Genomic DNA, 25,984 nt, shown 5'->3' on the forward strand with positions numbered 1-25,984 from the left:
ATGAATAATCCATTAGAATATCTTTCTTGTAATAGAAGAGAATGATATAGTAATATTCCTATGAGAATTGCTCAAAAATCAACTAAATTATGATTAGGTAAAGGTTTATTATTTGATAGTGAAAAAGAAAATATTTTAAAATATTTTACTAATAAAATTATTAGTGATAAATGATTTGAAAAATTATATAAATTTGGAATACAAGAAAGTTTACTTGGAAAAGTATATATAATGCCTATTATTTATAAAGATAATAGTACAAGTTTAAAAGTATTACCTAATTCATTTGCTGGTAGAGTTGCTAAATATAATGAAGAAGAACAATGTGCAGAATTCTTTTTTATAAATGAACAAGCAGATAGTGCAACATTAACTTGAGTAATTGCTGAAAATGGAAAAATAAGATTTGAAACTTATAAAAATGATAATAAAAATGAAAAAGAAATTATTTTAGGAACAGCACATACAAAATTAAAACCTAATTTAATACCAAAATATAGTTATGAAATTAAAAATCCTTGAAATTATTTACCAATATTAGAAATAACAAATTTACCAATGGTTAATTTTTATGGTAATTCAACAACTTTAAATGCATATCCAGATACTTATCCAGTTTGAAATTTAATTGAATATTATCATAAATCTTATACTCAAAGAAATGTTGATAGAGAATTAAATGTTACAACATTATTTGGTGCATTTGATAATGAAACTGTTAAAAATATGATTGAACATGGAAAAATAATTGATAATCCTAAAAAAAATATTGTAGTTAATGTTGGTACTGCTAGCTATAATAAATCTGGTGCTGGTGGTATGGAAGTTATTCAAGGTGATTTTAAAGCTAGTAATTATATTTTAGATAAAGATGATTTAGGAAAAGATATATGAAATGGTGCTGGTTATGATTATAGTGAATTTTCTGGTGTAAATTATGAAAATAAAACTAAATCATTATTTAATAATAAAAATGATATGGAAACTACAGAAACTAAAATAAGTCATTATTCATATTATTTTTATAGATTTTTTGATATGTTATTAATTCATGAAAAATTATGAGATGGTATTGGTGATAGACCTTATAGTTTTAAATTTTTACCTATTGCTATGACTGACCAATTATTAAAACAAGAAATGATTAGTCAAAGATTAGCAGATAGAACAATGTCATATACACAAGCTATTGCTGAATTAGATGAAGTAACAAAACAACAAGCAAAAAAACATTATAAAGAAATAATGGAAGAAGATAAAGAAGAAATAAAATTATTAGGAGAAAATAAAAATGATACATCAACAAATTCAATTAATGAAACATCTACATCTTCAATTAAAAAGACAACAATTGCTAATTAAAAGATGTAGTTATTGAAAAATATTTCCATTTGTTATAAATAATGGTGCAATTCCTTTAACTGAAACTGGTTATAAACCAATTAATAGTAAAATAAGTGATTTTGGACAATATGAATTAATATTAACTGGTACTACTCCAGTTGTATGTATTTGAAAAAATAGTACAAAAATATATCAAAAAAATAAAGGTAAAATTGACCCAGAAACTCATAAATCTAGTGGTCAAGATGAATTTTATACAAAACAATATAAAATTGGAGATTATTGAAATGCTTATTTAATTGATGATACAAGTGGTGTTGATTTTAGTAATTTACCAAATAATCAAATATTTAAAACAGTACAAACTAAAAGACAATATACTTTAGTAATGTTTGAAGAACATATTACAATTGATGATTATTTACAATTTTTTGTAGTATTTAATGATGAAAATGAAAATATTGGGGGTAATAGTGGTAAAAATCAAGATAGACAATTATTATATATTTCAAATGTAACAAATTATTATAGTCCTTATAATGGTGCATTTAGTATGCAAGTATTAACTTTTAGTAGTTTAAATGATAGAGTAGTTTCTAGTGGTCAAAATACACTTGATTTTGTACAATATGCAAGTCCAGGTAGTGGTTATGCTTTCCCTACTATTCAACAAGGAAAAGTAACTTTAAATCGTACTTTAATGCGTGATATAGGAGTAAGATATTCTCATAGACAAAGTTATGGATTAGAATTATTATCAAGTTGTTATTATTATGGAAGACCTATTCTTCAAGGTCAAGAACCAATTCAACAAAATAATGAAGAAATATTTGAAAGTAAAGTATTTGCTTCAAGAAGATTATTTATTGCTGGTAATAATGATTTATGTACAACTGATACTAAAACTAATGGTGGTTTAATTGCTGGTATAAATGATAAAATAACAACAAGTAGTCATCCAGAAACTACATTTTATAATATAATGAATGCACAACCTACTGGATTTACTAATTTTAAAAATTTTACAGAATGATTAAAAACTTCATTAAATTTTCAAGATAATTTATTTGTAACAAAAGATTTTAAAGGTATGCTTTCTTTTGATAAAGATAAAGCAAGATTAAGTAATGGTACATCAGTAGGAGAAGCAAAATTCTTTTGAGATAGTGAATGAAATATAAATAATTTAACTGGTAATTATAATGTTGATATGAGTAGTAATTTTAAATATAAAGACCCAGATACGCATTTAATTATAGGTAGTCCAACTGTAGATTATAGTAAAATATCTCAAAAATATATGTCTGCTATATTAAATTTTAATTCAGTTGTATTTAGTCCTTTAATACAAATGCCTTATGATAGTCAACAATGATTACCTTTTGCTTTAAGTGATATTCCTTTAATTGGTAAATTATTAAATGCTTTAACATTAGGTATATGAAGTAGTTGAGTTATTACTCAAAATGCTCAACAATATAAAAAAATGTTATATTTTAATGGTTTTATGAGTGCATTTTTTACAAGTAATTTAGAAAGTATTATTGGTAATGGTGGTTTAATTCCATTAAATGTATTTACAAATGATAATGATTTTACTATTGGTAAATTATTAGGTGCAAATGTTTCAACAACTGCTATGACAATGAAATTAAGTGATAGAGTAAGTGTTTATCCATGAGACCCTACTACTGGTAAAAAGTTAGAAGTTAAAGAACAAATAAGTACAGTTGATTTATCACAAAAGAAAAATAATAAAGTTTATATTGTAGCAGAAGATACAGAGTTTTTAGATATAGCTTCACCATTTACAAATGAAGATAAAGATTGTCAATGAAATCCTACAAGTAATGGAGTTATTGATGGTTCAAATTATGCTTATATTATTGATACAATTGTTACACAAAGTTTACATCAAGGTGAAGAAAGACATACATTTTATAGTGATAATCCTTTTACTTATCAAGGTGATTATAATGAAATATCAGTTGCGCAATTTCGTTATAATAATATGGGTTATTTAACTGGTAATGCTTTTAATTGAACTACTTTGTATAAATTAAATCATGATGAATATGAAGAAAGTGAAGAAACTACATTTTCATATCCAGCAAAAATATTGCCACCAAGTCCACAAAATATAGCAAAATCAATTATAATAATTCCAAATTTAAAAATAGAAATGATAGCAAATAATTTACCTTTAACAGATACAAGTTCAATTCCAGTAAAAGATAATACTGAAAATTGATGACTTGCTAATAAAAGTAAAGAAGTTAATTATGAAGTTGATTTAAAATCTTTATTAGACCCTACATTATTAATTAATACTTTAGACATATTCCGTAATTAAATTTTTTAAAAGTCAATTAATAATTTTAAAATTTATTTTATAATTTTGTTATTAACAATAAATTTAGAAAAGTGTTGATAAAAATGATTTTTGAAAATTTAAAAAAATTAAAAAATGAAGAATTTTATAGATATTTTGGTATAAAACGTTTTCATTTTAATGAAATGTTAGAAAAATTAATTGAAATAGAAAAATTAGAAAAAAATAAAGGTCGAAAAAATAAACTTTCAGTAGAAGAAAGATTAATGATGACTTTATTATACTGAAAAGAATATTATACTTTTTTTTCAAATGAGTATTAAATCTAAAATGAGCCCATCAAGTTGTTTTCGAAATATTACTTGAGTAGAAAATAAACTTAGTAACGACAAAGATTACCAATTTTTAAAAGAAAGATATAAATTAAAAATTGATAAAAAACAAGAAAATTCAAATGAATTTCAATTTTATTTAATTGATTCAACTGAGATTGAAATTGAAAGACCAACTAAAAAAAACTACAGTTAGAATATTTTTCTGGTAAAAGTTGAATGTATTCTATAAAATTTCAAATTGTATATGATTTTTTTAATAAAAAAATTGTTGATATTTTTGCTGATAATGGTAAAGTGCATGATTTTCAAATATTAAAAAATTCAAATCTTGAATTTTCAGAAAAAACAATAATTATTGGTGATTTAGGATATCAAGGTATACAAAATATTTATAAAAATACAATAATACCAATTAAAAGAACTAAAAATAAAAAATTAACTAAACAAGAAAGAAAATACAATAAGATTGTATCTAAAATTAGAATTAAAGTTGAACATGTCTTTGCTTGATTGAAAAGATTCAAAATTTTAGTAAATAAATGTAGAAAATCTAAATTTAGACTTATGTACTTAAGATTTAACTTACTTTGTGAAATTTTTAATAAAATAAAACCATTAAAATAAAAAAAATATTAAAAATATTTTTTTAAAATTTAAATTTTTATCGAGTTAATATAAAAATATTATTAACAATTTTTTGTTTAAAATGTAAACTCATTTTTTAAACTATTTTTTCAAAAAATATTTATTTCTATATTCAATAACACTAAATAGTTTTAAAACAATTTTATTGACAATTAATTAAATTTAATTACGGAATATGTCCTTTTAATAACTTAAAAAGATATTATAAATCAATAACTATTTATTATGATTATGATATTGAAACAAAAAAAGAAATTCATAATAATTCAATTCCTACTATAACATCAACTTTATATACTGATTTTTCCATAGAAGAAAATTTTTTAAATCCAAAGAAACATAATGGATTTCAAGAGATTATGCTTAAAGATTTAATTTTCAGAGATACACAACCACGTAATGGAAATCATATTTATCATTGAAATCACAATAAACAAGGTACTACAATACAACTTGAAAAAGAAAGTGGAATAGCATATATGTATGGAAGAACTGATACTGATTATCAGTTAAATAGTTATAATTTTACTATAAATGATAATGGTAATATTGGTGGTTGAAATATAAAATATGAAAATAATAAATTTCTAGGTTTTTGTATAATTGATAATAAAAATTTTAGATGAAATTTTTATTTACAATCAACATTAGGTAAAATTGAAGATATGTGATATATTACAGGAAAAATTGGCGAAGATGATAAAGCATATTCTAGAATATATATTAATAGTATTAAAGCAAATATATATAAAATAATACTAAATTCAAGATAATTATGATAATATAATATTATTAAATAATCAAGGAGTAAATTATGGATACAAAAAAATGTTATAACTCATGAAATAGAAAAGGAAAAATTTGTTGATAAAATCTATAATAATAAGTTTTTTTTAATAACTATTATGATGACAGCAACAATAATTTTGATGATAATAGTTGCTTCTCTATTTTTTGCTTTCTTTTGAAAATAATATTCCCCCACAATCTTAAAATAATGTATAATGTGAAAATACTTACCATTTAGGTAAGTATATCGGTATATGATTAGGTTGGCACCTAATTAAAAAGTTACCATTTAGGTAACTTTTATTTTTTTTCTAATCTGGTAATGTTTAGTAATCTGTGTAACTTACAAAAATAACTATGTTTAATTAATTCTAGTAAATATAATTAAATGACTAGAAAGAGTGAGTTACAGATGGCTAAAAAGCAAAATATTAATAATAATGATCCAATATCAAAAGCAGTAGATTTATTATTAGAAAATACTGAAGATTTAACAACAGTTTTTAAAGAGGGAGGATTGTATAAAGAATTAACAAAAAGATTAGTAGAAAAAATGTTGAATTCTGAGATGCAAAATTATTTGGGATATGAAAAGAATCAACATAGTAATAGTGACAATGCTCGTAATGGTATAAGTTCAAAAAAAATAATAACTCAACAAGGTAAAATTGAGATTGATGTACCACGAGATCGCAATAGTAATTTTAATCCTATAATAGTTGCAAAAAGACAAAGAAGATTTGATGGTTTTGATCAACAAGTTCTTTCTTTATATGCAAAAGGTATGACATTATCAGATATTAGAATGCAATTACAAGAGTTATATCATGGTGCTGATATTAGTGAAAGTGTTATTAGTCAAATTACTGATGATGTTATTGATGATGTAAAAGCATGGCAAAATCGACCATTAGAAAGTGTCTATCCGATTGTTTATTTTGATTGCATAGTAGTGAAAGTACGACAAGATAAAAGGATTATTAATAAATCAGTTTATATAGCTTTAGGAGTTGATTTAGAAGGTAAAAAAGATGTTTTAGGTTTATGAATTAGTGAAAATGAAGGTGCTAAATTTTGATTAGCAAATTTAACAGAAATGAAAAATCGTGGCTTAAATGATATTCTTATTGCCTGCAGTGATAATTTAACAGGCATGTCAGAAGCAATACAATCAGTTTATCTTAAAACAAAACATCAATTATGCATAGTTCATCAAATTAGAAATAGTTTGAAATATGTCTCATATAAGCATAGAAAATCTCTAGTTGCAGATTTAAAACCAATTTATACTGCATGTAGTGAAGAACAAGCAATGCAGGCTTTAGAATCCTTTGAAAATAAGTGAAATAAACAATATCCTCAAATTGCTAAATCTTGATATAAAAATTGAGATAATTTAATGGTTTTTATTAGTTATCCTACAGAAATCAAAAGAGTTATTTATACAACAAATGCTATTGAATCTGTAAATAGTCAATTACGAAAAGTTATCAGAAATAAAAAAGTTTTTCCTAATGATATGGCAGTTTTTAAAATATTTTATTTAGCAATTGAAAATATAACAAAAAAATGAACAATGCCCATTCAAAATTGAAATACAGCAATTGCTCATTTTATGATAAAATTTGAAGATAGAATTAATCTAAACTAGTACTTTGTAAAACAAAGATACACAGATTACATAAAAGCCTCTCTAATCTTTTTACTATTTTAATTAATTTTTCATCTTCATAAGCATTTTTAACTGCATTTTGTATTATTTTTTCATTATATTTAAATTGTTTTCTTTTTTTTGTCATTAAAACCACCTATTTACTTTTATATGTGTATATATTATATCATTTTTTAAATAATTTATTGTCAAATTCATTTATTACTTATCATTATAGAATTTAAAAATAAATTTTTAATATTAAGTTCTTTATTTTCTTTTATTTCCTTTATATCTTTTCCATATTTATTATCTGCAATATTGGTCATTAAATCTTCTCAATATTTTAAATAAGCATGTGTTTCACTACTTCATTTTAAATATAATCCCATTGAATTTAAAAATATACTACATGTAATTACAGATAATCTTTTATTTCCATTAAAAATTAAATGTCCTGTACATATTCTTATTAATAAATCAATTGCTAAGTCTAATATATCAATATTTTTTCTATTATGATACCATATTGTAGTTAAACTATATAATGTAGAACTTATTCCACCTTTATCTCTTTCTCTGTAATCACATTTTTCCATTCCATAAGAAGTATGAGTTTCTTTAACTAAATATATTGCTTCAGTTACTATTTTTAATAAATTTTCATGAAATTCTTTATCAAAATTAATTTTTATTTCGCCAATATTTACTTTTATATCTGAATAATTATTAGTATGAATAATAACTGTATTTTTACCTTTTTTTGACATTAAATTTCTTGAACGATTAAAAGCAATTTCATGTATGATTTTATCTTTTGTTTTATTAGCTATTCCAAAGATAAAATATCTTTTCATTTTTAACCGCCTTTAATTTTTTTATATTTAATATTATAAATTAAAATATAAAAAAGAGAAGTTATAAATAATTAGAAACGAGTTAACTTCTCTTTATTAATTATATAATATTTTCTATATTAAATATAGACAATTTAGTTATATTATCAATAATTAATAATTTTAGTTATAACATCTGTTAGTACTGAAATTGTCATTAAAAACAATATTACTGATACTGATACTATAGTTAATATTTCTCATCAAACCATTATTTACTCCTTATTTTTAAATTCATTTTTAATTTCTTTTACTTTATTTTTAAATTGTTTTTTATGAAAATAACACATATTAAAAAATTGAACTACACTATCTTCTACATTTAAAGTTTTTAAAGTAACTAATACTTTACTATTACAATCTTTAACAATACATTTAAGTAATACTTTTTCTTCTTTTTGTTTTTGCATTATTTTACTTCCTTATTATTTTTAATTATTTTATTAAAAATTTCATATTTATTTACTTCAAAAATAATATTTTTTTTCATACCTTCAAATATTTCAATATTTCATTTAACTTTTTTTAATTTATCTATTATTTCTAAAATATCTTGTTTAGTCATTTTTATTATCCTTTTCTATTTTAATAAATCCATTAAAATTAACCCTAAAATATAATGTAAATATAATGTATCTGTTGATATTTGAAAATCAATTAAGGTTGGTGTTGATTTAAAATTTCCTATTTTATATGCAGTAACACAATTATCTCTTTCAAATGAATAAAATTTATATCTTTCTCATATATTTTCAATATTTTCTTTATTTAAAATTAAATTTCAATATTCTTCTTTTGTTTCAATATTATAACAACTTAATTTATTTTCTTTTTTATTATATAAAATATAAATACCTCACATTTTTGAACCTTTATAAGGTTGTTTATTGGATAAATAATTTTTTAAAGCATTAGATATTTCAAGCATTATTTATTCTCCTTATTTAAATAATATCAACCCATTAATAATGAATCAGCTTCATCATGATTTGATATTGTTATATTTCAATTTTGTTGTCTAATTAAACCTCTAACTATATATAATGATTTTTCTTTATTTCATTTTTTATCTTTAAATAAATCATCTTCATCATATCTTAATTCTTTTAAATATCATTTCTTTCATTCACTTGGACTAATTAACATATTTTTTGTTATTAATTTATTAAATTGTCCTGCAATAAAACCACGTAAATGTTCTTGAGTTTCATAACCAATACCATTTTTTGAATGAAAAGTACCACGTTCAATAATTAAATCTAAAATACCATTTATTTTTTCTTCAAAATGAATTTTTTTAGAAATAAAATATTTTATTTGTTTATAAAAATCATCATCTTTTTTAATATTTTTAAAATCAAAACTTTTTACTCATATTGGTTTTCATTTGTATATATATTCTATTTCTCTATAATCAACTTCACATTCACTAATTCTTTTTGTTTTTTCTCATAAAGTAAATCCAGTATTTTTAATACTTGGGTCAATTGAAAGTAAATAATTAGTCATTATCAAATTCACCATTCATAATTTTGAAACTTAATTTTGTTAATTTTAAATTAGATAGCAACATTTCACTATTTATATCGTTTTTCATTATTTCATCATTAATGTATCTAACTAATTTTTCTTTATTCATTATTTATTCTCCTTTAAAATGTTTTAATGTTTCATAATTCATTAAATTACAATCAAGGTTTCCACAATCTTGACAATACATTATTTTTTTTCCTTATTTTTATTTAAATTTATAACTAATATTTTTAAACAATTCATACATCAATATTGAGAAAATCAAATTCTTTTATTACAATATTTACATTTATTCATAATTTCTATACTCATTTTTATTATTAGTTTTTAAATTTTTAAATCTTTCACGAATTTCTTTAAATTTATCAAATAAAGTTTTTAAATAATTTTCACCCATTAATATTAAAAAATCTTTATTATTACTTGGATTTAATCTTTCCATATCTTCTCTTATACATTCATCAAATAAAACTGTATTTGTAATCATATATTTTTCAAAATAATCTAATTGTTTTTCACTTGGTTCTCATTTTTCATTTTGTATTTTTACATTATTATTAATATAATTATTTTGTTGCTTATTATTTTGTATTAAATTAACATTATCATTATCTGGGTCAAGTTCATCTTCACTTAATAATAATAAATTCATTAAAAAATATCTATAAGCATAAGTTTCTGCACTACCTTTTGCTTTTGCTATATCTGTATTTTTAGCACAAGCAAGTATATCAAAATATTTTATTTCTTTATCATTATCTAAATCAATAATTGTATATCTTTTAAAATAAGTTATTTCTACTTCTTTATTATTATCTAAATAATTTATTTTTCTATCAGTTGTTAATATATCTTCATGTGTAATAACAATATTTAATTCTTTACATAATAATTTAACTTTATTAAAAATATCACTTAATAATCAATATTTATAATTACCAAATTTATTAAAACCATTTTTAGGTGTACTACCAATTTCTAATTGTAATTTAAGTATTTTTTTATATAAATTATTCATTATAATCACTCTTTCTATTTTTTTTAATTGCATTTTTAATTAAATCCCTTACAAAATCATTCATAGTTATATTTCTTTCATAACAATATGTTTTTAATTCATAATGGTCATTTTTAGTAAGACGAATTTTTAAATTTTTAATTAATAATTTATCTTCATGTTTTTTAAGTGCTGCTGCTACCATATTTATTTATCTCCTTTAACCTTTAATAATCTTTTTATAATCAATAATTGCTTGTTCTAATTTGTTTACATCTTCATATATAAAATAATCATTACTAATTTTTAAATCCCCATCATTATCAATTTCAACTTCAAAATCTTCATATTTACTATTAAATTCTTCTTGTAATTCTTCAAATTTTTCTATTAATTTCATTGCATTTTGTAATTCTAATCTATTCATATTTACACTCCTTTTAAAGTATTTTTATTAACGTAAATATTTTCAATATTATTTATAGTTATATCTATTTCCATTACCAATATTTCATAATGTGTAATAAATGCTGGTTCTTGATATTTTTGAGCATTATAACTACCAGTTAATACATGATGTTTATAATTTTTAAGAAAATTATTAGCATTTTCAATTGTAGAAAATAATTTATATTTTGTTTCATAAACATAATTAACTTTATATTTTAATAAATAAGCATATTTCATTTTTAATATTCTCCTTTAAAATTTTCTAATTGTAATTCATTAATATAATATTCATATAAGTAATCTCAATTATTTGATGTTAAATACATATCGTTTTCAATCATTTCATCAATACATTTATTACAATAATATGTATTTTCTAATTCAGAAAATCATATATATTTTTCATTATGTATATTACATTTCATTTTTTTCACCTATTAATTTATAAAAACATTTATTACAAGTTCTATTTGAAAATGATGAATTTTTATGACATATATCACATGAGCCTTTAATTCTATATTCTCTACATTCCATAATTATTCATTTCTTTCATTAATGTTTAGAAGCAATAATTATTAATGTTAAAATCATAATAATTATTCCAATTGTTAAAAATATAATTCTACTTTTTCATGATTTTTTATAAAATTCTTTTTGTTCTTCAATTAATTCAATTTGTTCTTTTAATAATTTATTTTGTAATTCTTTATTATCTTCTTGTATTTCTAAATTATCTATTTCTTCCATTTTTAATCCCTTTCTATAATTTTTAATATTTCTTCAATTTCTATATATTTTTTATTTTTAAGTAATTTTTCATTACATAAATTTTTAATTAATTCTATTTTTTCAACATTAAGTAACATATTAATTTCCTTTAATACTTTAAATAAAATATTTTTTCATTATGAGTATTTATATCTTTCATTGGTGTAACAATATAATTTATTGCTAAATCATTATCATTATATGGATTATTTATTTTAAAACTTTTCATATCTTGTTCTCATGTAATGTTATATTTAAAACATTCTTGATTTTTATCATTTTTAAAAATATAATAACCATTATATTGTTCATAAAATTCACAAGATATTAATTCATTTTCATTTGTAGTAATATCTGGAATATTTTTTATATATTTTAAAACTTCACTACCTTTAATACTTTTCATATTTTCTGTAATTGAATTTTTACCTAATTTATAATCAAAATTTTCAAATATTTTTAATGCTATTTTTTTATTATTTTCGTCAATACTAGTATATTGTTTAGGAAATCATGTTTCATATTCACCAATTTCTAATAATATTCCACCATTTTTTGTTTCTTGTATTTTTGTATTTAAATCTAAATTAACATTAATCATTACAAATCCTTTCTACGTATAAGCCTTATCACCTACAGTGATAAAAGGCTTATATACTACTAACTAATACTTCTACTACTCTACGTAAGGCTTATGCTACTGTAAGTAGCAAAGCCTTGGAGGGTAGGGGTTCTAGCGGAAGGGAACCAAAATTTCTGAAATTTTCAAAGAGCATGACAAAAATTACTATTGGTATATTCCAGCACAATAGCCTACATAATTTTTTATTTAGTTATGGAATAATTAATTACTTTAATAAAGTGCTGGTTTAATAAAATAATTAATTATAATTGTTCAACAATTAAAAATGAGAGTTTTATCTCTCATTTATATTTTTATTAAATCATATCCAAGTTTGAAATGCGCCCCATTTGCTTCTTCACATCATTCAATTGCTAAATCAAAACCTTTTATTTCACTACGAGAAAGCCCTTTTAAAGGTATTCTATCATTACTATTACTATATACACCCATTACTCTAATAAATGATTTACTACCTTTAAAACGAAAATCTGCTTGTTTATTTGGATATTTTAAAGTAAAATCTTTATAATCATTTAATCCAATTGTTATTAAAGCATTATAAATTTCTTTAACTAAATCATTAATATCTTTATTTAATTTTCTAAAACAATATACAGCAATTGATTTATTAACTTTAATTGAAATAGCAATTAATATTGCTAATTCTTCTGCAATACTATATGTTTTACTTGAATATCTACTTCCACTTAAATTATATTCACTATGAGTAAAATCACTTTTATTTAATAATCAATAACTAATTTCATGTAAATAAGTAAATTCTTTATTCATAATATTATTCCTGTAATTCTTCTAATTTTAAAAGTTGACCATATCTTGTAGGGTCACTAACAATAGCAATAGTATCATTTTGCATTTGTAAAGAAACCATTATTCTATCATTAACTTTATCTCAATCCAAAGTTTGAACATCAGTATTTAACTCACCGTATAAAAATTCTTTACAAATAAAAGCAAATTTTTTACTACTTGATTGACTTTCAAAATTATAATAAATTTTATATTTAGTATTTGATTTAAAAGTATATTTAATATGATTTATATTTATTTTTGTTCCTACTTCTTTTCATTGTGGAATACTTGGAATTGGTTGTATCTTATTATCAACATATCTTTTATTTACAGCATCTTGTGCTTGTATAGGGTCTGCTATATCAACCATTCTAGTATTATTTAAAGTAATAATTCTTTTTTCTTTAGGTTGTATTATATTTGGACTATTTTGGTCTATTTCTCATAATGATTCACTACCACCACCAGTAGCACTAATTTTATTATTTTCATCAATAGTAATATTTTCACCAGCAGTTAATTTATCTTGTTTAATATTTACTTTATCATCAACATATTGTTTTGTAGTTGCATCGCTTGGTGATGTAGGAGTTCCAAGACTAGTAATTTGCTTATTAGACATACTTAAATACCCACCACCATCATATTTACCACTAGAACCAACACTACTTTTTCAAATAAAAACTGTTTCACTTTTATTTTGTTTTTTATCTATTTCATTTTGTATTTTATTACTAATATCAGCATTTACAGTATGATTAGATTCATAATATTTAATATCTATAGTTTCTTTAGGACTTTTAAATTCTGGTATAGTAGTACTTGTATTAATACCCCTAGTATCAATATTAACAATTGGTCTTAACATATTTTGTGGATGATATATAGTAATTTTAGTTCTAGAATCTAATGATTTTATATTATTATAAGGTATGTATGCATTTAACGGACTATCTTCACCACAATTTGAAATAAATTTATTAAATCAATTATTTTTTTGTGGTTCTATACCTTTTAAATTAAAACCTTTAATATTTGGATATTCTTTAATTTTTCTTAAACAATTAAATACTTCTGGTGGGATAAAATATGGGTCATCTGGATTAGTTTCACTATAAGTTAATCCACCTTGACTAATTGAACCTTGACCACGTAAATAATCTACATCTTTAGTTAATAAAAATCTAACATAATGAGTAGTTGCAGTTTGAATATTATCTGTAAAATCAGTTGGTGTTATTTCTGGTCATTTTTTTGAAATAGTAAAACCACTTAAATAGTCAATGTTACTACTTGCTACAGATATTGCAAATCAAATTTCATTATCTGGAGTAGTAATTTTATCAAATAATAATTCATTAAAATATTTAGATAATTTAAATTCTTCAACTGTTATAAATAAAATTGGGTCTTTAATAGCCATAATAATTTACTCCTTAATGTAAAATAAAGGGTATTTAAACCCTTTAAATTTTAAATTTAGTTGCTTTTTGTTTATCTTTTTCAGTTAATTCTTTCTTTTTAGATTTTTGTAATAAAACAAAATTATCTACTTGTTCTTTATCTACATTAAAACTATCAAGTAATTTAGCAGTTGATGTAGTTTCTAATTGTAAATGAGTATTTAATTGTTTAATATTTGCTGTAATAAATTCTAATTCTTTATTACGTTTTAATTCTTTTGCTAAATTTGATTGTTTTGATTTTTTTATTGATTTTCCAAATAATAGAAATGCTAAAGTAATACATATTCCACTAGCAACTGCTCCTCCTATTACTGCTGATATTAATTCTATTGAAAAATTCATTTTTTATTCCTCCAATTGTATTTTATTTGAATGTTGTTTACATAAATGACATTCTTTTTTATGTTTTTTAATTTTTTTATATTGATATATTAAATAAGGACTTGTAATAATAATTGGTATAGTTATTAATAAATATTTAATTAATTTTCCATAATTACCTAATTTAGTTACTAAATTTAATCCAATATGACCAAACATAGGAAATAAAGTTAATATTAAATGGTCAGGTCAAGTAAAATTATATTGACTTGTATAACTTCCAATTCCCATTTCTATTGGTATTTTAGGTATTAATCATGGTGTTATTGTAAAAAATAATGTTATTAACATACCAATAATATGACTTGTTATTTTTAAAATATTTGATATTAAAATTTTTATTTTATCTATATGAGTACTATTTTTATTAAATCAAATCTTATTTAATCTTTTATATTCTTTATTATCTTTTGATATTGGATTAATAGTATTTCATATACCAATTGGTTTAATTGGTTTATCTAATTCAATAATAATTATCACCTACTTTCATGTTTTATATTTACTTTTATTTTTATAAATTGAAATACGAATATTTTTATTTAAATTATTAGTTTTATGAAAAGTTAAATATTCTTTTCTTTCTACTCTTCATGCTCTACTACCTAATTCAGTTTTTGGTAATGTTTTAAATTCTTTAAGTTTAAAAAAACCACGTTCTAATTTATTAATAAATGCAGTTTTTTTTAAAACGTTAATATTAGTTGATTTAATAATGTTATAGCGTTGTTTACCTTTACTAATACCTTTCTGTTCTTTAAGTTGTTTCTTTACATATGAACGGATTTGACTGGGTAAAAAACCTCTTAAAAAATATCTTCAAAATATTGTTCCAGCACCATTACCATTTTTACCTTTTGCTGCTTTCATTAAATTTCAAGTTTCTTCTGGTACATTTGGATAAGTATATACACCATATCAACGTTTATTTTTACTTGTATCTGATTGAAATAAACCTTGTAATACACCAAATTTTAATGATTGATTAGATTTATAAAATAAACCCTTTTTAAATCAAGAACTTGATAATATTATTCAACCTTTATCATCTTTATCATCTTCTTCATTAGATTCTGATTCTTTATTATCATTATCTTTAAATAATTTATTAATTTTCTTTATAGGTTTAAACACTAATTTATCTAATTGAGTTTTTAATTCAGTTAATTCACTAGGTTTTAAAATTGAAATAAGTTTTTTAATAATATTTGGATTAAAAGTTGAATATGGTTGGTCAAGTTCTTCTTCATTAACATTTTCACTATCTAAAACTGATTTTAAACTTTGATTTTTACTATATAACTTTAATAAACTAATAATTGCAGTTCTAATATCATTAGTTTCTAATGCAGAATAGATAATTCTAATAATTAAAGGTAACATTATAAACTCATGTGGTTATAATCTCAATTTAATGAAGCATTATCATGATTTAATGGTACCTCGCTCATATTATCACTACCATAATATTGACTTGCAGTTTCACTATTAATTGTGAATCTATTATCATTAATTAATCTTGCAGTTTCATTAGTAAATGGTGTTTCTTGCATTTCAGTATTAATATGATTAGTTTCCATAGGTAATAAATTATAGACATATTCCGTAATTAAATTTTTTAAAAGTCAATTAATAATTTTAAAATTTATTTTATAATTTTGTTATTAACAATAAATTTAGAAAAGTGTTGATAAAAATGATTTTTGAAAATTTAAAAAAATTAAAAAATGAAGAATTTTATAGATATTTTGGTATAAAACGTTTTCATTTTAATGAAATGTTAGAAAAATTAATTGAAATAGAAAAATTAGAAAAAAATAAAGGTCGAAAAAATAAACTTTCAGTAGAAGAAAGATTAATGATGACTTTATTATACTGAAAAGAATATTATACTTTTTTTCAAATGAGTATTAAATCTAAAATGAGCCCATCAAGTTGTTTTCGAAATATTACTTGAGTAGAAAATAAACTTAGTAACCACAAAGATTACCAATTTTTAAAAGAAAGATATAAATTAAAAATTGATAAAAAACAAGAAAATTCAAATGAATTTCAATTTTATTTAATTGATTCAACTGAGATTGAAATTGAAAGACCAACTAAAAAAAACTACAGTTAGAATATTTTTCTGGTAAAAGTTGAATGTATTCTATAAAATTTCAAATTGTATATGATTTTTTTAATAAAAAAATTGTTGATATTTTTGCTGATAATGGTAAAGTGCATGATTTTCAAATATTAAAAAATTCAAATCTTGAATTTTCAGAAAAAACAATAATTATTGGTGATTTAGGATATCAAGGTATACAAAATATTTATAAAAATACAATAATACCAATTAAAAGAACTAAAAATAAAAAATTAACTAAACAAGAAAGAAAATACAATAAGATTGTATCTAAAATTAGAATTAAAGTTGAACATGTCTTTGCTTGATTGAAAAGATTCAAAATTTTAGTAAATAAATGTAGAAAATCTAAATTTAGACTTATGTACTTAAGATTTAACTTACTTTGTGAAATTTTTAATAAAATAAAACCATTAAAATAAAAAAAATATTAAAAATATTTTTTTAAAATTTAAATTTTTATCGAGTTAATATAAAAATATTATTAACAATTTTTTGTTTAAAATGTAAACTCATTTTTTAAACTATTTTTTCAAAAAATATTTATTTCTATATTCAATAACACTAAATAGTTTTAAAACAATTTTATTGACAATTAATTAAATTTAATTACGGAATATGTCCTATGAATAATTTCACTAGCACCCGCAATAATAGTTGGTATAACATAAGCATTATTAAAATCATTATTAATACCCATAGCAACACCACTACTAATCAAACAACCACCAGTAGCCATATTTGCTATTTTACGTATAGTTTCAAATCTATTTGGGATTAATTCAGTTAATCCACTAATAAGATTTGAAATACCATAAGCATTTAAAGAAAAATATGTATCTCAATCCATTAAATGATTATCAGTCCTATTATTACTAAATAATAAATCATCTGGAAATGGATTAATTGGTGTTGTAGTAGTTATTGGATTTTCTGTTGGATTAGGATTAATATCATTATTAGTAAATTTTGCATAATTAACTAAACCAATTGTTCCTAAACCTAATAATATTTTTTTACTACTATTAATTAATTTAGTTTTAGTATTTAATCTTTGATTTAAATTTCATATATCTAAAGCTAATTTTTTACCAAATAATAATGAATTAATACTTCCTAATATTGGATTACTTATTACTTGACCATAATAAGCACTTATACCTATCATTGCTGATAATGGACTAATTGAAGAACGAATTATCTTTAATAAAGTATAATTATTTGATTGTACAATGGTGTCATTTGGCATTTTTATTAACTCCTTCTACATTAGTTTGTTTTTCTATTTTAATTATTACTTTACCTTCACAATTTATATTATCTCCAACACATATAGCAAAATTATCATGTACATTACTTACTATAAAATAATCATTTCTTAATTTAGGATATTCATCTAATAAAATTGCTCTAATATCATTACTTGTAGTTAAATCTTCTGGTTTTGATGAATAAATAGTAATATGTGCTTTTTCATCAAAATATTTATATATAAATTCCATAATTATTTTTTAGTAAATTTTAGTTTTACTGTTCCATAATAATCTTTATTATTACCAGAAATAATAGCACTTGTTGATGTAATATTACTAAATGTTGCTTTACCTTTTTCATAACCATTATTACCAATATTTAGTATTACGGTTTCTAATTCAGCATTAGTAGGAATATCTCCAACCATAGTAATTTTTCCTAAATTTTTATAATAAATTACATCTTGTAAATCTAAAATATTCATATTATCATAATCAGTACTTTGATATGTTGCATTAATATTAGTTGTATCAACTTTATAATTTTTTGTTCTTGCTTCTTTAATTTCATCAAGTGTAGGTATTTTTTCTTGAATTATATACATTAAATTAGGTCTTATTGCTGCTGGTAATGAATATAATGCTTTACCAATAATACGAATATTATCTGTAGCATTATCTAATTTATTTCTTACTTTAGTAAATGAAATAGGCATACCTCACATATATCTGTTATAAACTACACCAAATAAATCTAATAATTTATAATCTTTTTCTAAATGCATACCAGAAACAGTATCATGTATAAAATCTTGTTCTAAATAAAAACTTTCATAAAATTCCATACCCATAATTTGATTTGTATATCTTTTACCAGTTGCTAAAGTATTTGCTGCAATTTGTCCATAATTTAATAATGTAAATGCTTTTGCTAAATTAAAACTACTATCAATACCACAAGCACCAGTTAAATCTGCTTTATTAATACCAACTGTAATATCATCTACTTTTTTAATTAATTTATTATTTCTTTCTCCGATTATATAATAAGCATTTAATGCTTGTTCTTTAGTCATATTATTTAAATTTAAAGGTAATACTAATGATTTAGCAATTGCATAATCTTTTGTACCTTGTAAAAATATTAATTCAAAGTTTTCTCTTAAATTTCTCATAAATGAACTTGTTCAATTTGAAACAATTTGTGTTGCTACATTTGCTGGTGAAGTCATAAATCTTTCAATATCAAATTCTGGAATATTAAAATCAATTGTTAATTCTTTATCAATAATTAATGTTGTTGTTTTAACTGTTCCTTTTTGTCTTTTAGTACCACTAAATTCATCTCATGTTGAACCTCATAATACACGAACAGTTGCTCTATATATTGCCATTGCTACACCACTAATATTTGCTATTTGGTCAGCAGTAACAGTATTTCTCATAAATAAAGTACTTAATTCAGCAGTTAATTCACCACGAACTTGTGCTTCAAGTACACTTAAAACAGCATTTTCAGTAGGAGAATTACCACCAATAATAAATGCTTTAGGTATTTGTGGAATTGCCATATTATCCTCTTTCTATTTAATAGATTGAAGTGCATTTCCTCTTGCTAAATTTACAAGTTTTTCTAATTCTTTAGGGTCAGTAATACCTGTAGTTTTTGCTTTTTCATTTAATTTTCTTTCTAATTCTTCTGGATTAATACTATTTGTATGTAAATCTAAAAGAGTTTTAGGATTAAAATCATTTGAATTAAGTTTATTTTCTGATTTAATAGGTTCTGTTTTATCAATAAGAAATTCTTTATAATCTTCATTTATTTTATTAAATGCTTCTTGTTTAGATAAAGATTTATAATTATCAGTACTCATTAAATTTTTAATTAAATTTACTTTTTTTGTATCTTTAATATTAGAAAATAATTGTTGCTCTTCAAAACTATTAATTTTATTTTCATATTCTTTTATTTTTATTTCATATTCACTTAATTTAGTTAATTTAGGTTCAATATCTTTTTTACTTTCAGCATATACTACATTTCTATGTTGTTTTAGTAAATTTTTAACATCATCTAAACTATAATTCTCTTTTTCATCAAAAGTAAAATCACTCATACTTTTAATCTCCCTTGTTAATAAAATTTTAATAATTCACTTGGTTAATAGGTCACTTTTATATATGTTAATTTAACATATTCACTTTAATATATTGTATCATTTTTTCCCTTTAAAATAAAGAAAAAATCTATATATAATATAGACCTTTAATCATCATTTTCAATTTTTCTTGGTTCACAAATATTAATAATTATATTATTTTTAGTGGTATTATCTTGATAATTTTCTTGTAAATCATCAAATTCTTCTGGATGACATTTTCTTAAATATTCTCATTGATACTTTGGGTCTTGCATAGTACTTCTTAATAAATAATTAGCAATTTTTTGACATGCTTTATCATAATCTTTTAAAAATTTTTGTTGTCATTTTGTCTGGTAGCGTCGGCAATCAAATATATATTTTCTATCAATTCCTAATGCTAAATTTAAACCAGTTTTTGTCATTCTAGTTGGAACATTTTTATTATCTCTAAAATATTCATTTATTTTTTCTTTATAATTTCCTAATTCTTTTCTTTTTGCTGGCATATTAATCACCTTATTTTAAAACATATATATTTAATTATATCATTTTACAATTATCATATTTCCAAACTTTTTTTCTAAAATTACTATAATGAAAATCATAAATTAAGAAAGGAAATAATATTATGAATTTTCTTAATAATGAACTTAATTATGATGAACTTGATAATCAAATTAAAAATAATGGTTTAAATTATTTTACAAATCTATTAAAAGCATATGATGATTTTTGATATCAAAATATATATGATAAAACTAAATATAAATATGTTAAAACTGCAAAAAGAAATCCAAATACTCAATATGGTAAAATAAATAATTTTTATCGTAGAGGTTATTTAATATTAGAAACTAATAAATATTATTATCCTTTAGATAATTATATAAAAATTAAAAAAAGAAAAAGAACACTTACAAGTTTAGAACATACAATAATAAAAAATTCAGGTAATGGTAAAAGACAATCTGATGTACAAGATATAATAAAAAATACTAATTTTTCTAAAACATATATGACTAATGTAATGAAAAATGCAATAATTGAAGTTGAAAAAATAAAAGAGAAAAAAGTAGTATTACCAAATGAAAAATTATTTATAAATATGGATGATTGTTTTATTTCTTCATTATTTAATAACAAAAAACAAAAAAATCGTATTCGTACTATTAGTGCAAATAAAGGTAAAGATTTAGATAAATCAACTAAAAGTAGAAATGTTTTAAAAGATAAAAAAATTACTTATATGAAAACTAAAAATGGTCAAAGAATTAAAAGACAAGAATTAATTGATAAAATTTATGAATTTCTTGATTTACAATATATTTATAGTAAAAGTAGTTTAATATTTATTGGTGATGGTGCACCTTGAATTAAAACTACTGCTAAAAAAGAAAATATTCCTTATGTAATTGATAGACATCATGCATTTAAAGCACTTAAAAAAGGATTTATTATTAATAGAAAAGTAGATAATAAAAAATTAACTAATGCATATGAATTATTTGTTAATGGTGAATATTATAAATTATTAGATTTTTTAAAAGAAAATAATGTAAATGAAGAAGTATATAAATATTTTAAAAATAATAAAGATGGTGTTATAAATCAAAAAGAAAATTGAAATCAAGGAGTTTGTGCTGAAAGTGATGTATCACATTTAGTTAAATCTTTAAAAGGATATGGTGCTAAAATTTTTAATGATAAAGTTCTTGATAATATGCTTATTATTAATTCAGCAAGAATTAATAAATTAAATCTTTTACTTTAATATTTTAAAAAATTAATAAATGTAAACCTAAATAGTTAGGAATTTTTAGTTTAGATAATTGTAAAATAATAACTTAAAACACTTGATTATAAATATAAAAAGGTATATAATGTAACCAACAATTAATAATTTAAAGTTGTCTTTTATTTAAAGAAAATTAAATTATAACTATTAACTTTACTCACCCTGCTTTTCATGTTTTATTTCTTGGAATAATGGCTGGAAGAAGAAAAAATAAAATAGCTAAATTACACTATGAAAATGCCATAAATTTATTTGCCAAAGGTCAATATTATGAATTAATTGATTTTTTACAATCACTAACTTTACAATATAAAAAATTAAAAGTTGGTTATTTTATTAATGCAAAAGATGGTGTATTAAACCAAGCATTAGTTGAAAATATTGGTTGCTTTACTGAAACTAATATTAAACAAATTTTAAAGCATATGATTGGTGATAGAACATATAACATTGATATGTATACAAAAATGGTTAATTTTAAATGCTATCAAATAAATACTGCCATCCAGTTATTATAAATTAAAATTAAAGATTTTAAAAAACCAAAAATAAAATAAAACTTATTAAATGTGTTTTAATAAGAATTTTTGAGTTATAAAAATAAGTATTATTGTTGACTAATATTTTTCAAGTGTTAAGATTATCATACAATTGCATATTGAAGTCAAAATTATTCTCGTCTAACTTTATAATTTTAAGACAAATTTGAATATTATTGACAACATCGGTACGCTCCCAATTTTTTATATAATATTGAAATGAGTTCTAAAGAACAACTGCAATTACTAACGGCAGAACAATTAACAATGGGAGATTGTCAAAAATCCGGAATAAATTACTTCATACACAGTCTTATTATAAATTTAGACAAGAAATAATTTGAATTTTTATGAAATTGTACATTCATCTTACTATTTTTTAAAAGATAATACAACTAAAATACTTATTTTTAAAAATTACTAAAAAATTAAAAAATAAATTTAATATTTATACACAACAAAAATTCTTATTAAAACACATTTAATAAGTTTTATTTTATTTTATTTTGATTTTTTAAAAAAAGTAAAATTTTAACTTATAATAATTGTATCTCTGTATTTATTTTATTACATTTAAAAATAACCATTTTAATATAAATTGAAATATTATAAGTTCTATTACCAAGCATTTCTTTTAAAACGTGTCAAATATTAGTTTCAGTAAAGCAACCAATATTTCATTTTGCACCTTGATTTTCAATACCTTGTTTATTATTTTTAAAATATTTTTTCTTTAATTTTTTATGATTATCTAATTCTTTATATAAAAAATCAATTAATTGTTCATATTGTCCATTATTAATTAAATTTTTACAGTGATTATATTCTTTTAAATATTTTCCTTTATTGCCAGCCATTATTCCAAGATATAATGTTCTAATTAAATGAAATTTATCTAAAACAAACTGGGCACCTAAATAATCAGCAATTTCTTTAATTCATCCTGCACTATCACCACAAATAATAATTTTTGCTTGTTCAATATTTTCATAAAATTTTTGACAATGTTCTTTAACAAATTCAGCAGTTTTTTTAACACCAATTGCTGTTCTTGTTGGTCTTATAATTGCTTTTACTCTTTTGTTTTGTACTTTATGATTAATATTATCTGTATATGTTACTATTAATCGCATAGAATGTTTTGTACCTTTACGTTTAAAATTTCAAAATTTTCGGTGACCATCATCAATAGCAACAAAAACAGGTTGATTTTTTTCTAATTTTACTTTTACTGGATTTGCTTCAATTACTTCTAAATTTTTAAAAACTCTATGAATAGAACTAAGACTAATATTTGCTTTTTTTATAATATCTCAAATATCTCTGTATCTTTTTCCATCAGCAAAATATTCAATAATAGTTTTTTCAATATCTTCACCAATTCTTTTATATTTTGGTAGTTCTAGTATTTCATCAACTAAACAAACACGAACTCATTTTTGGACATATTCCGTAATTAAATTTAATTAATTGTCAATAAAATTGTTTTAAAACTATTTAGTGTTATTGAATATAGAAATAAATATTTTTTGAAAAAATAGTTTAAAAAATGAGTTTACATTTTAAACAAAAAATTGTTAATAATATTTTTATATTAACTCGATAAAAATTTAAATTTTAAAAAAATATTTTTAATATTTTTTTTATTTTAATGGTTTTATTTTATTAAAAATTTCACAAAGTAAGTTAAATCTTAAGTACATAAGTCTAAATTTAGATTTTCTACATTTATTTACTAAAATTTTGAATCTTTTCAATCAAGCAAAGACATGTTCAACTTTAATTCTAATTTTAGATACAATCTTATTGTATTTTCTTTCTTGTTTAGTTAATTTTTTATTTTTAGTTCTTTTAATTGGTATTATTGTATTTTTATAAATATTTTGTATACCTTGATATCCTAAATCACCAATAATTATTGTTTTTTCTGAAAATTCAAGATTTGAATTTTTTAATATTTGAAAATCATGCACTTTACCATTATCAGCAAAAATATCAACAATTTTTTTATTAAAAAAATCATATACAATTTGAAATTTTATAGAATACATTCAACTTTTACCAGAAAAATATTCTAACTGTAGTTTTTTTTAGTTGGTCTTTCAATTTCAATCTCAGTTGAATCAATTAAATAAAATTGAAATTCATTTGAATTTTCTTGTTTTTTATCAATTTTTAATTTATATCTTTCTTTTAAAAATTGGTAATCTTTGTGGTTACTAAGTTTATTTTCTACTCAAGTAATATTTCGAAAACAACTTGATGGGCTCATTTTAGATTTAATACTCATTTGAAAAAAAGTATAATATTCTTTTCAGTATAATAAAGTCATCATTAATCTTTCTTCTACTGAAAGTTTATTTTTTCGACCTTTATTTTTTTCTAATTTTTCTATTTCAATTAATTTTTCTAACATTTCATTAAAATGAAAACGTTTTATACCAAAATATCTATAAAATTCTTCATTTTTTAATTTTTTTAAATTTTCAAAAATCATTTTTATCAACACTTTTCTAAATTTATTGTTAATAACAAAATTATAAAATAAATTTTAAAATTATTAATTGACTTTTAAAAAATTTAATTACGGAATATGTCTAAAAAATTGTTAATAATATTTTTATATTAACTCGATAAAAATTTAAATTTTAAAAAAATATTTTTAATATTTTTTTTATTTTAATGGTTTTATTTTATTAAAAATTTCACAAAGTAAGTTAAATCTTAAGTACATAAGTCTAAATTTAGATTTTCTACATTTATTTACTAAAATTTTGAATCTTTTCAATCAAGCAAAGACATGTTCAACTTTAATTCTAATTTTAGATACAATCTTATTGTATTTTCTTTCTTGTTTAGTTAATTTTTTATTTTTAGTTCTTTTAATTGGTATTATTGTATTTTTATAAATATTTTGTATACCTTGATATCCTAAATCACCAATAATTATTGTTTTTTCTGAAAATTCAAGATTTGAATTTTTTAATATTTGAAAATCATGCACTTTACCATTATCAGCAAAAATATCAACAATTTTTTTATTAAAAAAATCATATACAATTTGAAATTTTATAGAATACATTCAACTTTTACC

Annotated in this window: 41 protein-coding genes; 11 read left to right on the forward strand and 30 right to left on the reverse strand. The window is 20.8% G+C overall.

All coding sequences use genetic code 4. The features are described from left to right. From AACL24_RS12055 to AACL24_RS12085, 7 genes are all read left to right on the forward strand, one after another. On the forward strand, positions 1-1,362 hold the full coding sequence (locus AACL24_RS12055) for a hypothetical protein (RefSeq protein WP_339046960.1): 1,362 nt from the start codon (positions 1-3) through the stop codon (positions 1,360-1,362). Next, the gene (locus AACL24_RS12060; RefSeq protein ID WP_339046962.1) at positions 1,292-3,697 is read left to right on the forward strand and encodes a hypothetical protein; all 2,406 of its coding nucleotides are present in this window, start codon (positions 1,292-1,294) and stop codon (positions 3,695-3,697) included. The genes AACL24_RS12055 and AACL24_RS12060 overlap by 71 nt, the downstream gene beginning before the upstream one ends. 83 nt (positions 3,698-3,780) lie before the next feature. After that, positions 3,781-3,999, forward strand: a complete 219-nt coding sequence (locus tag AACL24_RS12065) for a hypothetical protein (RefSeq protein ID WP_339046964.1) — start codon at positions 3,781-3,783, stop codon at positions 3,997-3,999. Beyond that, positions 3,989-4,204, forward strand: a complete 216-nt coding sequence (locus AACL24_RS12070) for a hypothetical protein (protein WP_339046966.1) — start codon at positions 3,989-3,991, stop codon at positions 4,202-4,204. Before AACL24_RS12065 ends, AACL24_RS12070 begins: the two co-directional genes overlap by 11 nt. Before the next feature lie 23 nt (positions 4,205-4,227). After that, positions 4,228-4,635, forward strand: coding sequence for a transposase family protein (locus tag AACL24_RS12075; protein ID WP_339045908.1), 408 nt, complete (start codon positions 4,228-4,230; stop codon positions 4,633-4,635). Positions 4,636-5,015: 380 nt separating this feature from the next. Beyond that, positions 5,016-5,429: a hypothetical protein gene (locus tag AACL24_RS12080; RefSeq protein ID WP_339046968.1), complete on the forward strand. Its 414-nt coding sequence runs from the start codon at positions 5,016-5,018 to the stop codon at positions 5,427-5,429. Between the two features lie 428 nt (positions 5,430-5,857). Next, the gene (locus tag AACL24_RS12085; RefSeq protein WP_339049448.1) at positions 5,858-7,096 is read left to right on the forward strand and encodes an IS256 family transposase; all 1,239 of its coding nucleotides are present in this window, start codon (positions 5,858-5,860) and stop codon (positions 7,094-7,096) included. On the opposite strand, the gene AACL24_RS12090 is transcribed toward AACL24_RS12085, so the two are convergent. The 21 genes from AACL24_RS12090 to AACL24_RS12190 all read right to left on the reverse strand — a co-directional run bounded on the left by AACL24_RS12090 (position 7,083) and on the right by AACL24_RS12190 (position 16,608). Then, positions 7,083-7,244 carry a hypothetical protein gene (locus AACL24_RS12090; RefSeq protein WP_339046970.1) on the reverse strand — a complete coding sequence of 54 codons (162 nt, stop codon included), beginning with the start codon at positions 7,242-7,244 and terminating at the stop codon, positions 7,083-7,085. The genes AACL24_RS12085 and AACL24_RS12090 overlap by 14 nt on opposite strands. Before the next feature lie 55 nt (positions 7,245-7,299). After that, positions 7,300-7,953 (reverse strand): type II toxin-antitoxin system death-on-curing family toxin, encoded by a 654-nt coding sequence (locus AACL24_RS12095; protein WP_339046972.1) that lies wholly within the window; start codon positions 7,951-7,953, stop codon positions 7,300-7,302. Between the two features lie 254 nt (positions 7,954-8,207). Further along, entirely contained in the window at positions 8,208-8,402 is a 195-nt protein-coding gene (locus AACL24_RS12100) for a hypothetical protein (RefSeq protein WP_339046974.1), read from the reverse strand. After that, positions 8,402-8,557, reverse strand: coding sequence for a hypothetical protein (locus AACL24_RS12105; RefSeq protein ID WP_339046976.1), 156 nt, complete (start codon positions 8,555-8,557; stop codon positions 8,402-8,404). The genes AACL24_RS12100 and AACL24_RS12105 overlap by 1 nt, the downstream gene beginning before the upstream one ends. A 15-nt stretch (positions 8,558-8,572) precedes the next feature. Continuing rightward, complete coding sequence (locus AACL24_RS12110; protein WP_339046978.1) at positions 8,573-8,920, reverse strand: hypothetical protein; 348 nt, start codon at positions 8,918-8,920, stop codon at positions 8,573-8,575. Then, positions 8,920-9,501 (reverse strand): hypothetical protein, encoded by a 582-nt coding sequence (locus AACL24_RS12115; protein ID WP_339046980.1) that lies wholly within the window; start codon positions 9,499-9,501, stop codon positions 8,920-8,922. Before AACL24_RS12115 ends, AACL24_RS12110 begins: the two co-directional genes overlap by 1 nt. After that, on the reverse strand, positions 9,494-9,631 hold the full coding sequence (locus AACL24_RS12120) for a hypothetical protein (RefSeq protein WP_339046981.1): 138 nt from the start codon (positions 9,629-9,631) through the stop codon (positions 9,494-9,496). Before AACL24_RS12120 ends, AACL24_RS12115 begins: the two co-directional genes overlap by 8 nt. A gap of 183 nt (positions 9,632-9,814) precedes the next feature. Then, positions 9,815-10,543, reverse strand: coding sequence for an ERF family protein (locus AACL24_RS12125; RefSeq protein ID WP_339046983.1), 729 nt, complete (start codon positions 10,541-10,543; stop codon positions 9,815-9,817). Next, positions 10,536-10,727 (reverse strand): hypothetical protein, encoded by a 192-nt coding sequence (locus AACL24_RS12130; RefSeq protein WP_339046859.1) that lies wholly within the window; start codon positions 10,725-10,727, stop codon positions 10,536-10,538. Before AACL24_RS12130 ends, AACL24_RS12125 begins: the two co-directional genes overlap by 8 nt. A gap of 15 nt (positions 10,728-10,742) precedes the next feature. After that, a complete protein-coding gene (locus tag AACL24_RS12135; RefSeq protein WP_339046985.1) occupies positions 10,743-10,949 on the reverse strand; it encodes a hypothetical protein in 207 nt (68 codons plus the stop codon). Between the two features lie 2 nt (positions 10,950-10,951). Beyond that, positions 10,952-11,209 carry a hypothetical protein gene (locus tag AACL24_RS12140; RefSeq protein ID WP_339046988.1) on the reverse strand — a complete coding sequence of 86 codons (258 nt, stop codon included), beginning with the start codon at positions 11,207-11,209 and terminating at the stop codon, positions 10,952-10,954. Positions 11,210-11,211: 2 nt separating this feature from the next. Next, positions 11,212-11,397, reverse strand: coding sequence for a hypothetical protein (locus tag AACL24_RS12145; RefSeq protein WP_339046991.1), 186 nt, complete (start codon positions 11,395-11,397; stop codon positions 11,212-11,214). Then, positions 11,387-11,509 carry a hypothetical protein gene (locus AACL24_RS12150; protein ID WP_339046993.1) on the reverse strand — a complete coding sequence of 41 codons (123 nt, stop codon included), beginning with the start codon at positions 11,507-11,509 and terminating at the stop codon, positions 11,387-11,389. The genes AACL24_RS12145 and AACL24_RS12150 overlap by 11 nt, the downstream gene beginning before the upstream one ends. An 18-nt stretch (positions 11,510-11,527) precedes the next feature. Then, positions 11,528-11,722, reverse strand: coding sequence for a hypothetical protein (locus AACL24_RS12155; protein ID WP_339046995.1), 195 nt, complete (start codon positions 11,720-11,722; stop codon positions 11,528-11,530). Positions 11,723-11,852: 130 nt separating this feature from the next. Continuing rightward, positions 11,853-12,344 (reverse strand): hypothetical protein, encoded by a 492-nt coding sequence (locus tag AACL24_RS12160; RefSeq protein ID WP_339046997.1) that lies wholly within the window; start codon positions 12,342-12,344, stop codon positions 11,853-11,855. A gap of 327 nt (positions 12,345-12,671) precedes the next feature. Next, on the reverse strand, positions 12,672-13,160 hold the full coding sequence (locus AACL24_RS12165) for a hypothetical protein (protein WP_339046999.1): 489 nt from the start codon (positions 13,158-13,160) through the stop codon (positions 12,672-12,674). 4 nt (positions 13,161-13,164) lie between these two features. Beyond that, the gene (locus AACL24_RS12170; RefSeq protein WP_339047001.1) at positions 13,165-14,604 is read right to left on the reverse strand and encodes a hypothetical protein; all 1,440 of its coding nucleotides are present in this window, start codon (positions 14,602-14,604) and stop codon (positions 13,165-13,167) included. 43 nt (positions 14,605-14,647) lie between these two features. Continuing rightward, positions 14,648-14,989, reverse strand: coding sequence for a hypothetical protein (locus AACL24_RS12175; RefSeq protein WP_339047003.1), 342 nt, complete (start codon positions 14,987-14,989; stop codon positions 14,648-14,650). Between the two features lie 3 nt (positions 14,990-14,992). Further along, positions 14,993-15,511, reverse strand: a complete 519-nt coding sequence (locus tag AACL24_RS12180; RefSeq protein ID WP_339047005.1) for a hypothetical protein — start codon at positions 15,509-15,511, stop codon at positions 14,993-14,995. Next, a complete protein-coding gene (locus tag AACL24_RS12185; protein ID WP_339047007.1) occupies positions 15,512-16,411 on the reverse strand; it encodes a hypothetical protein in 900 nt (299 codons plus the stop codon). Further along, the gene (locus AACL24_RS12190; protein ID WP_339047009.1) at positions 16,411-16,608 is read right to left on the reverse strand and encodes a hypothetical protein; all 198 of its coding nucleotides are present in this window, start codon (positions 16,606-16,608) and stop codon (positions 16,411-16,413) included. Before AACL24_RS12190 ends, AACL24_RS12185 begins: the two co-directional genes overlap by 1 nt. 116 nt (positions 16,609-16,724) lie before the next feature. Between AACL24_RS12190 and AACL24_RS12195 the strand changes: the two genes are divergently transcribed. Both AACL24_RS12195 and AACL24_RS12200 read left to right on the forward strand, forming a co-directional pair. Then, entirely contained in the window at positions 16,725-17,147 is a 423-nt protein-coding gene (locus AACL24_RS12195) for a transposase family protein (RefSeq protein WP_339045912.1), read from the forward strand. A gap of 23 nt (positions 17,148-17,170) precedes the next feature. Continuing rightward, the gene (locus AACL24_RS12200; RefSeq protein WP_339045908.1) at positions 17,171-17,578 is read left to right on the forward strand and encodes a transposase family protein; all 408 of its coding nucleotides are present in this window, start codon (positions 17,171-17,173) and stop codon (positions 17,576-17,578) included. A gap of 173 nt (positions 17,579-17,751) precedes the next feature. Here AACL24_RS12200 and AACL24_RS12205 read toward each other — a convergent pair whose 3' ends face one another. The 5 genes from AACL24_RS12205 to AACL24_RS12225 all read right to left on the reverse strand — a co-directional run bounded on the left by AACL24_RS12205 (position 17,752) and on the right by AACL24_RS12225 (position 21,062). Further along, positions 17,752-18,405 carry a hypothetical protein gene (locus tag AACL24_RS12205; protein WP_339047011.1) on the reverse strand — a complete coding sequence of 218 codons (654 nt, stop codon included), beginning with the start codon at positions 18,403-18,405 and terminating at the stop codon, positions 17,752-17,754. Further along, positions 18,374-18,658 (reverse strand): hypothetical protein, encoded by a 285-nt coding sequence (locus tag AACL24_RS12210; RefSeq protein WP_339047013.1) that lies wholly within the window; start codon positions 18,656-18,658, stop codon positions 18,374-18,376. The genes AACL24_RS12205 and AACL24_RS12210 overlap by 32 nt, the downstream gene beginning before the upstream one ends. Positions 18,659-18,660: 2 nt before the next feature. Continuing rightward, a complete protein-coding gene (locus AACL24_RS12215) occupies positions 18,661-19,980 on the reverse strand; it encodes a hypothetical protein (RefSeq protein ID WP_339047015.1) in 1,320 nt (439 codons plus the stop codon). Positions 19,981-19,992: 12 nt separating this feature from the next. Beyond that, complete coding sequence (locus AACL24_RS12220) at positions 19,993-20,529, reverse strand: hypothetical protein (protein ID WP_339046491.1); 537 nt, start codon at positions 20,527-20,529, stop codon at positions 19,993-19,995. Positions 20,530-20,678: 149 nt separating this feature from the next. Then, positions 20,679-21,062, reverse strand: coding sequence for a hypothetical protein (locus tag AACL24_RS12225; protein ID WP_339046493.1), 384 nt, complete (start codon positions 21,060-21,062; stop codon positions 20,679-20,681). Positions 21,063-21,184: 122 nt separating this feature from the next. On the opposite strand from AACL24_RS12225, the gene AACL24_RS12230 reads away from it, so the two are divergent. Together AACL24_RS12230 and AACL24_RS12235 are read left to right on the forward strand one after the other, a co-directional pair. Beyond that, positions 21,185-22,327 carry an Mbov_0401 family ICE element transposase-like protein gene (locus AACL24_RS12230; protein ID WP_339046495.1) on the forward strand — a complete coding sequence of 381 codons (1,143 nt, stop codon included), beginning with the start codon at positions 21,185-21,187 and terminating at the stop codon, positions 22,325-22,327. A gap of 215 nt (positions 22,328-22,542) precedes the next feature. Next, positions 22,543-22,869, forward strand: a complete 327-nt coding sequence (locus AACL24_RS12235) for a hypothetical protein (protein ID WP_338987022.1) — start codon at positions 22,543-22,545, stop codon at positions 22,867-22,869. Positions 22,870-23,426: 557 nt separating this feature from the next. Here the strand turns inward: AACL24_RS12235 and AACL24_RS15615 are convergent. The 4 genes from AACL24_RS15615 to AACL24_RS12255 form a co-directional block, all read right to left on the reverse strand. Next, entirely contained in the window at positions 23,427-24,356 is a 930-nt protein-coding gene (locus AACL24_RS15615) for an Mbov_0401 family ICE element transposase-like protein (RefSeq protein ID WP_422398100.1), read from the reverse strand. A gap of 177 nt (positions 24,357-24,533) precedes the next feature. Continuing rightward, complete coding sequence (locus AACL24_RS12245) at positions 24,534-24,941, reverse strand: transposase family protein (protein ID WP_339045908.1); 408 nt, start codon at positions 24,939-24,941, stop codon at positions 24,534-24,536. Positions 24,942-24,964: 23 nt separating this feature from the next. After that, on the reverse strand, positions 24,965-25,387 hold the full coding sequence (locus AACL24_RS12250; RefSeq protein ID WP_339045912.1) for a transposase family protein: 423 nt from the start codon (positions 25,385-25,387) through the stop codon (positions 24,965-24,967). A 177-nt stretch (positions 25,388-25,564) separates the two neighbouring features. Then, entirely contained in the window at positions 25,565-25,972 is a 408-nt protein-coding gene (locus AACL24_RS12255; protein WP_339045908.1) for a transposase family protein, read from the reverse strand. Positions 25,973-25,984 lie beyond the last annotated feature (12 nt).

Source organism: Spiroplasma endosymbiont of Colias croceus (genome assembly GCF_964020095.1).
Taxonomy (GTDB): domain Bacteria; phylum Bacillota_I; class Bacilli_A; order Mycoplasmatales; family VBWQ01; genus Spiroplasma_E.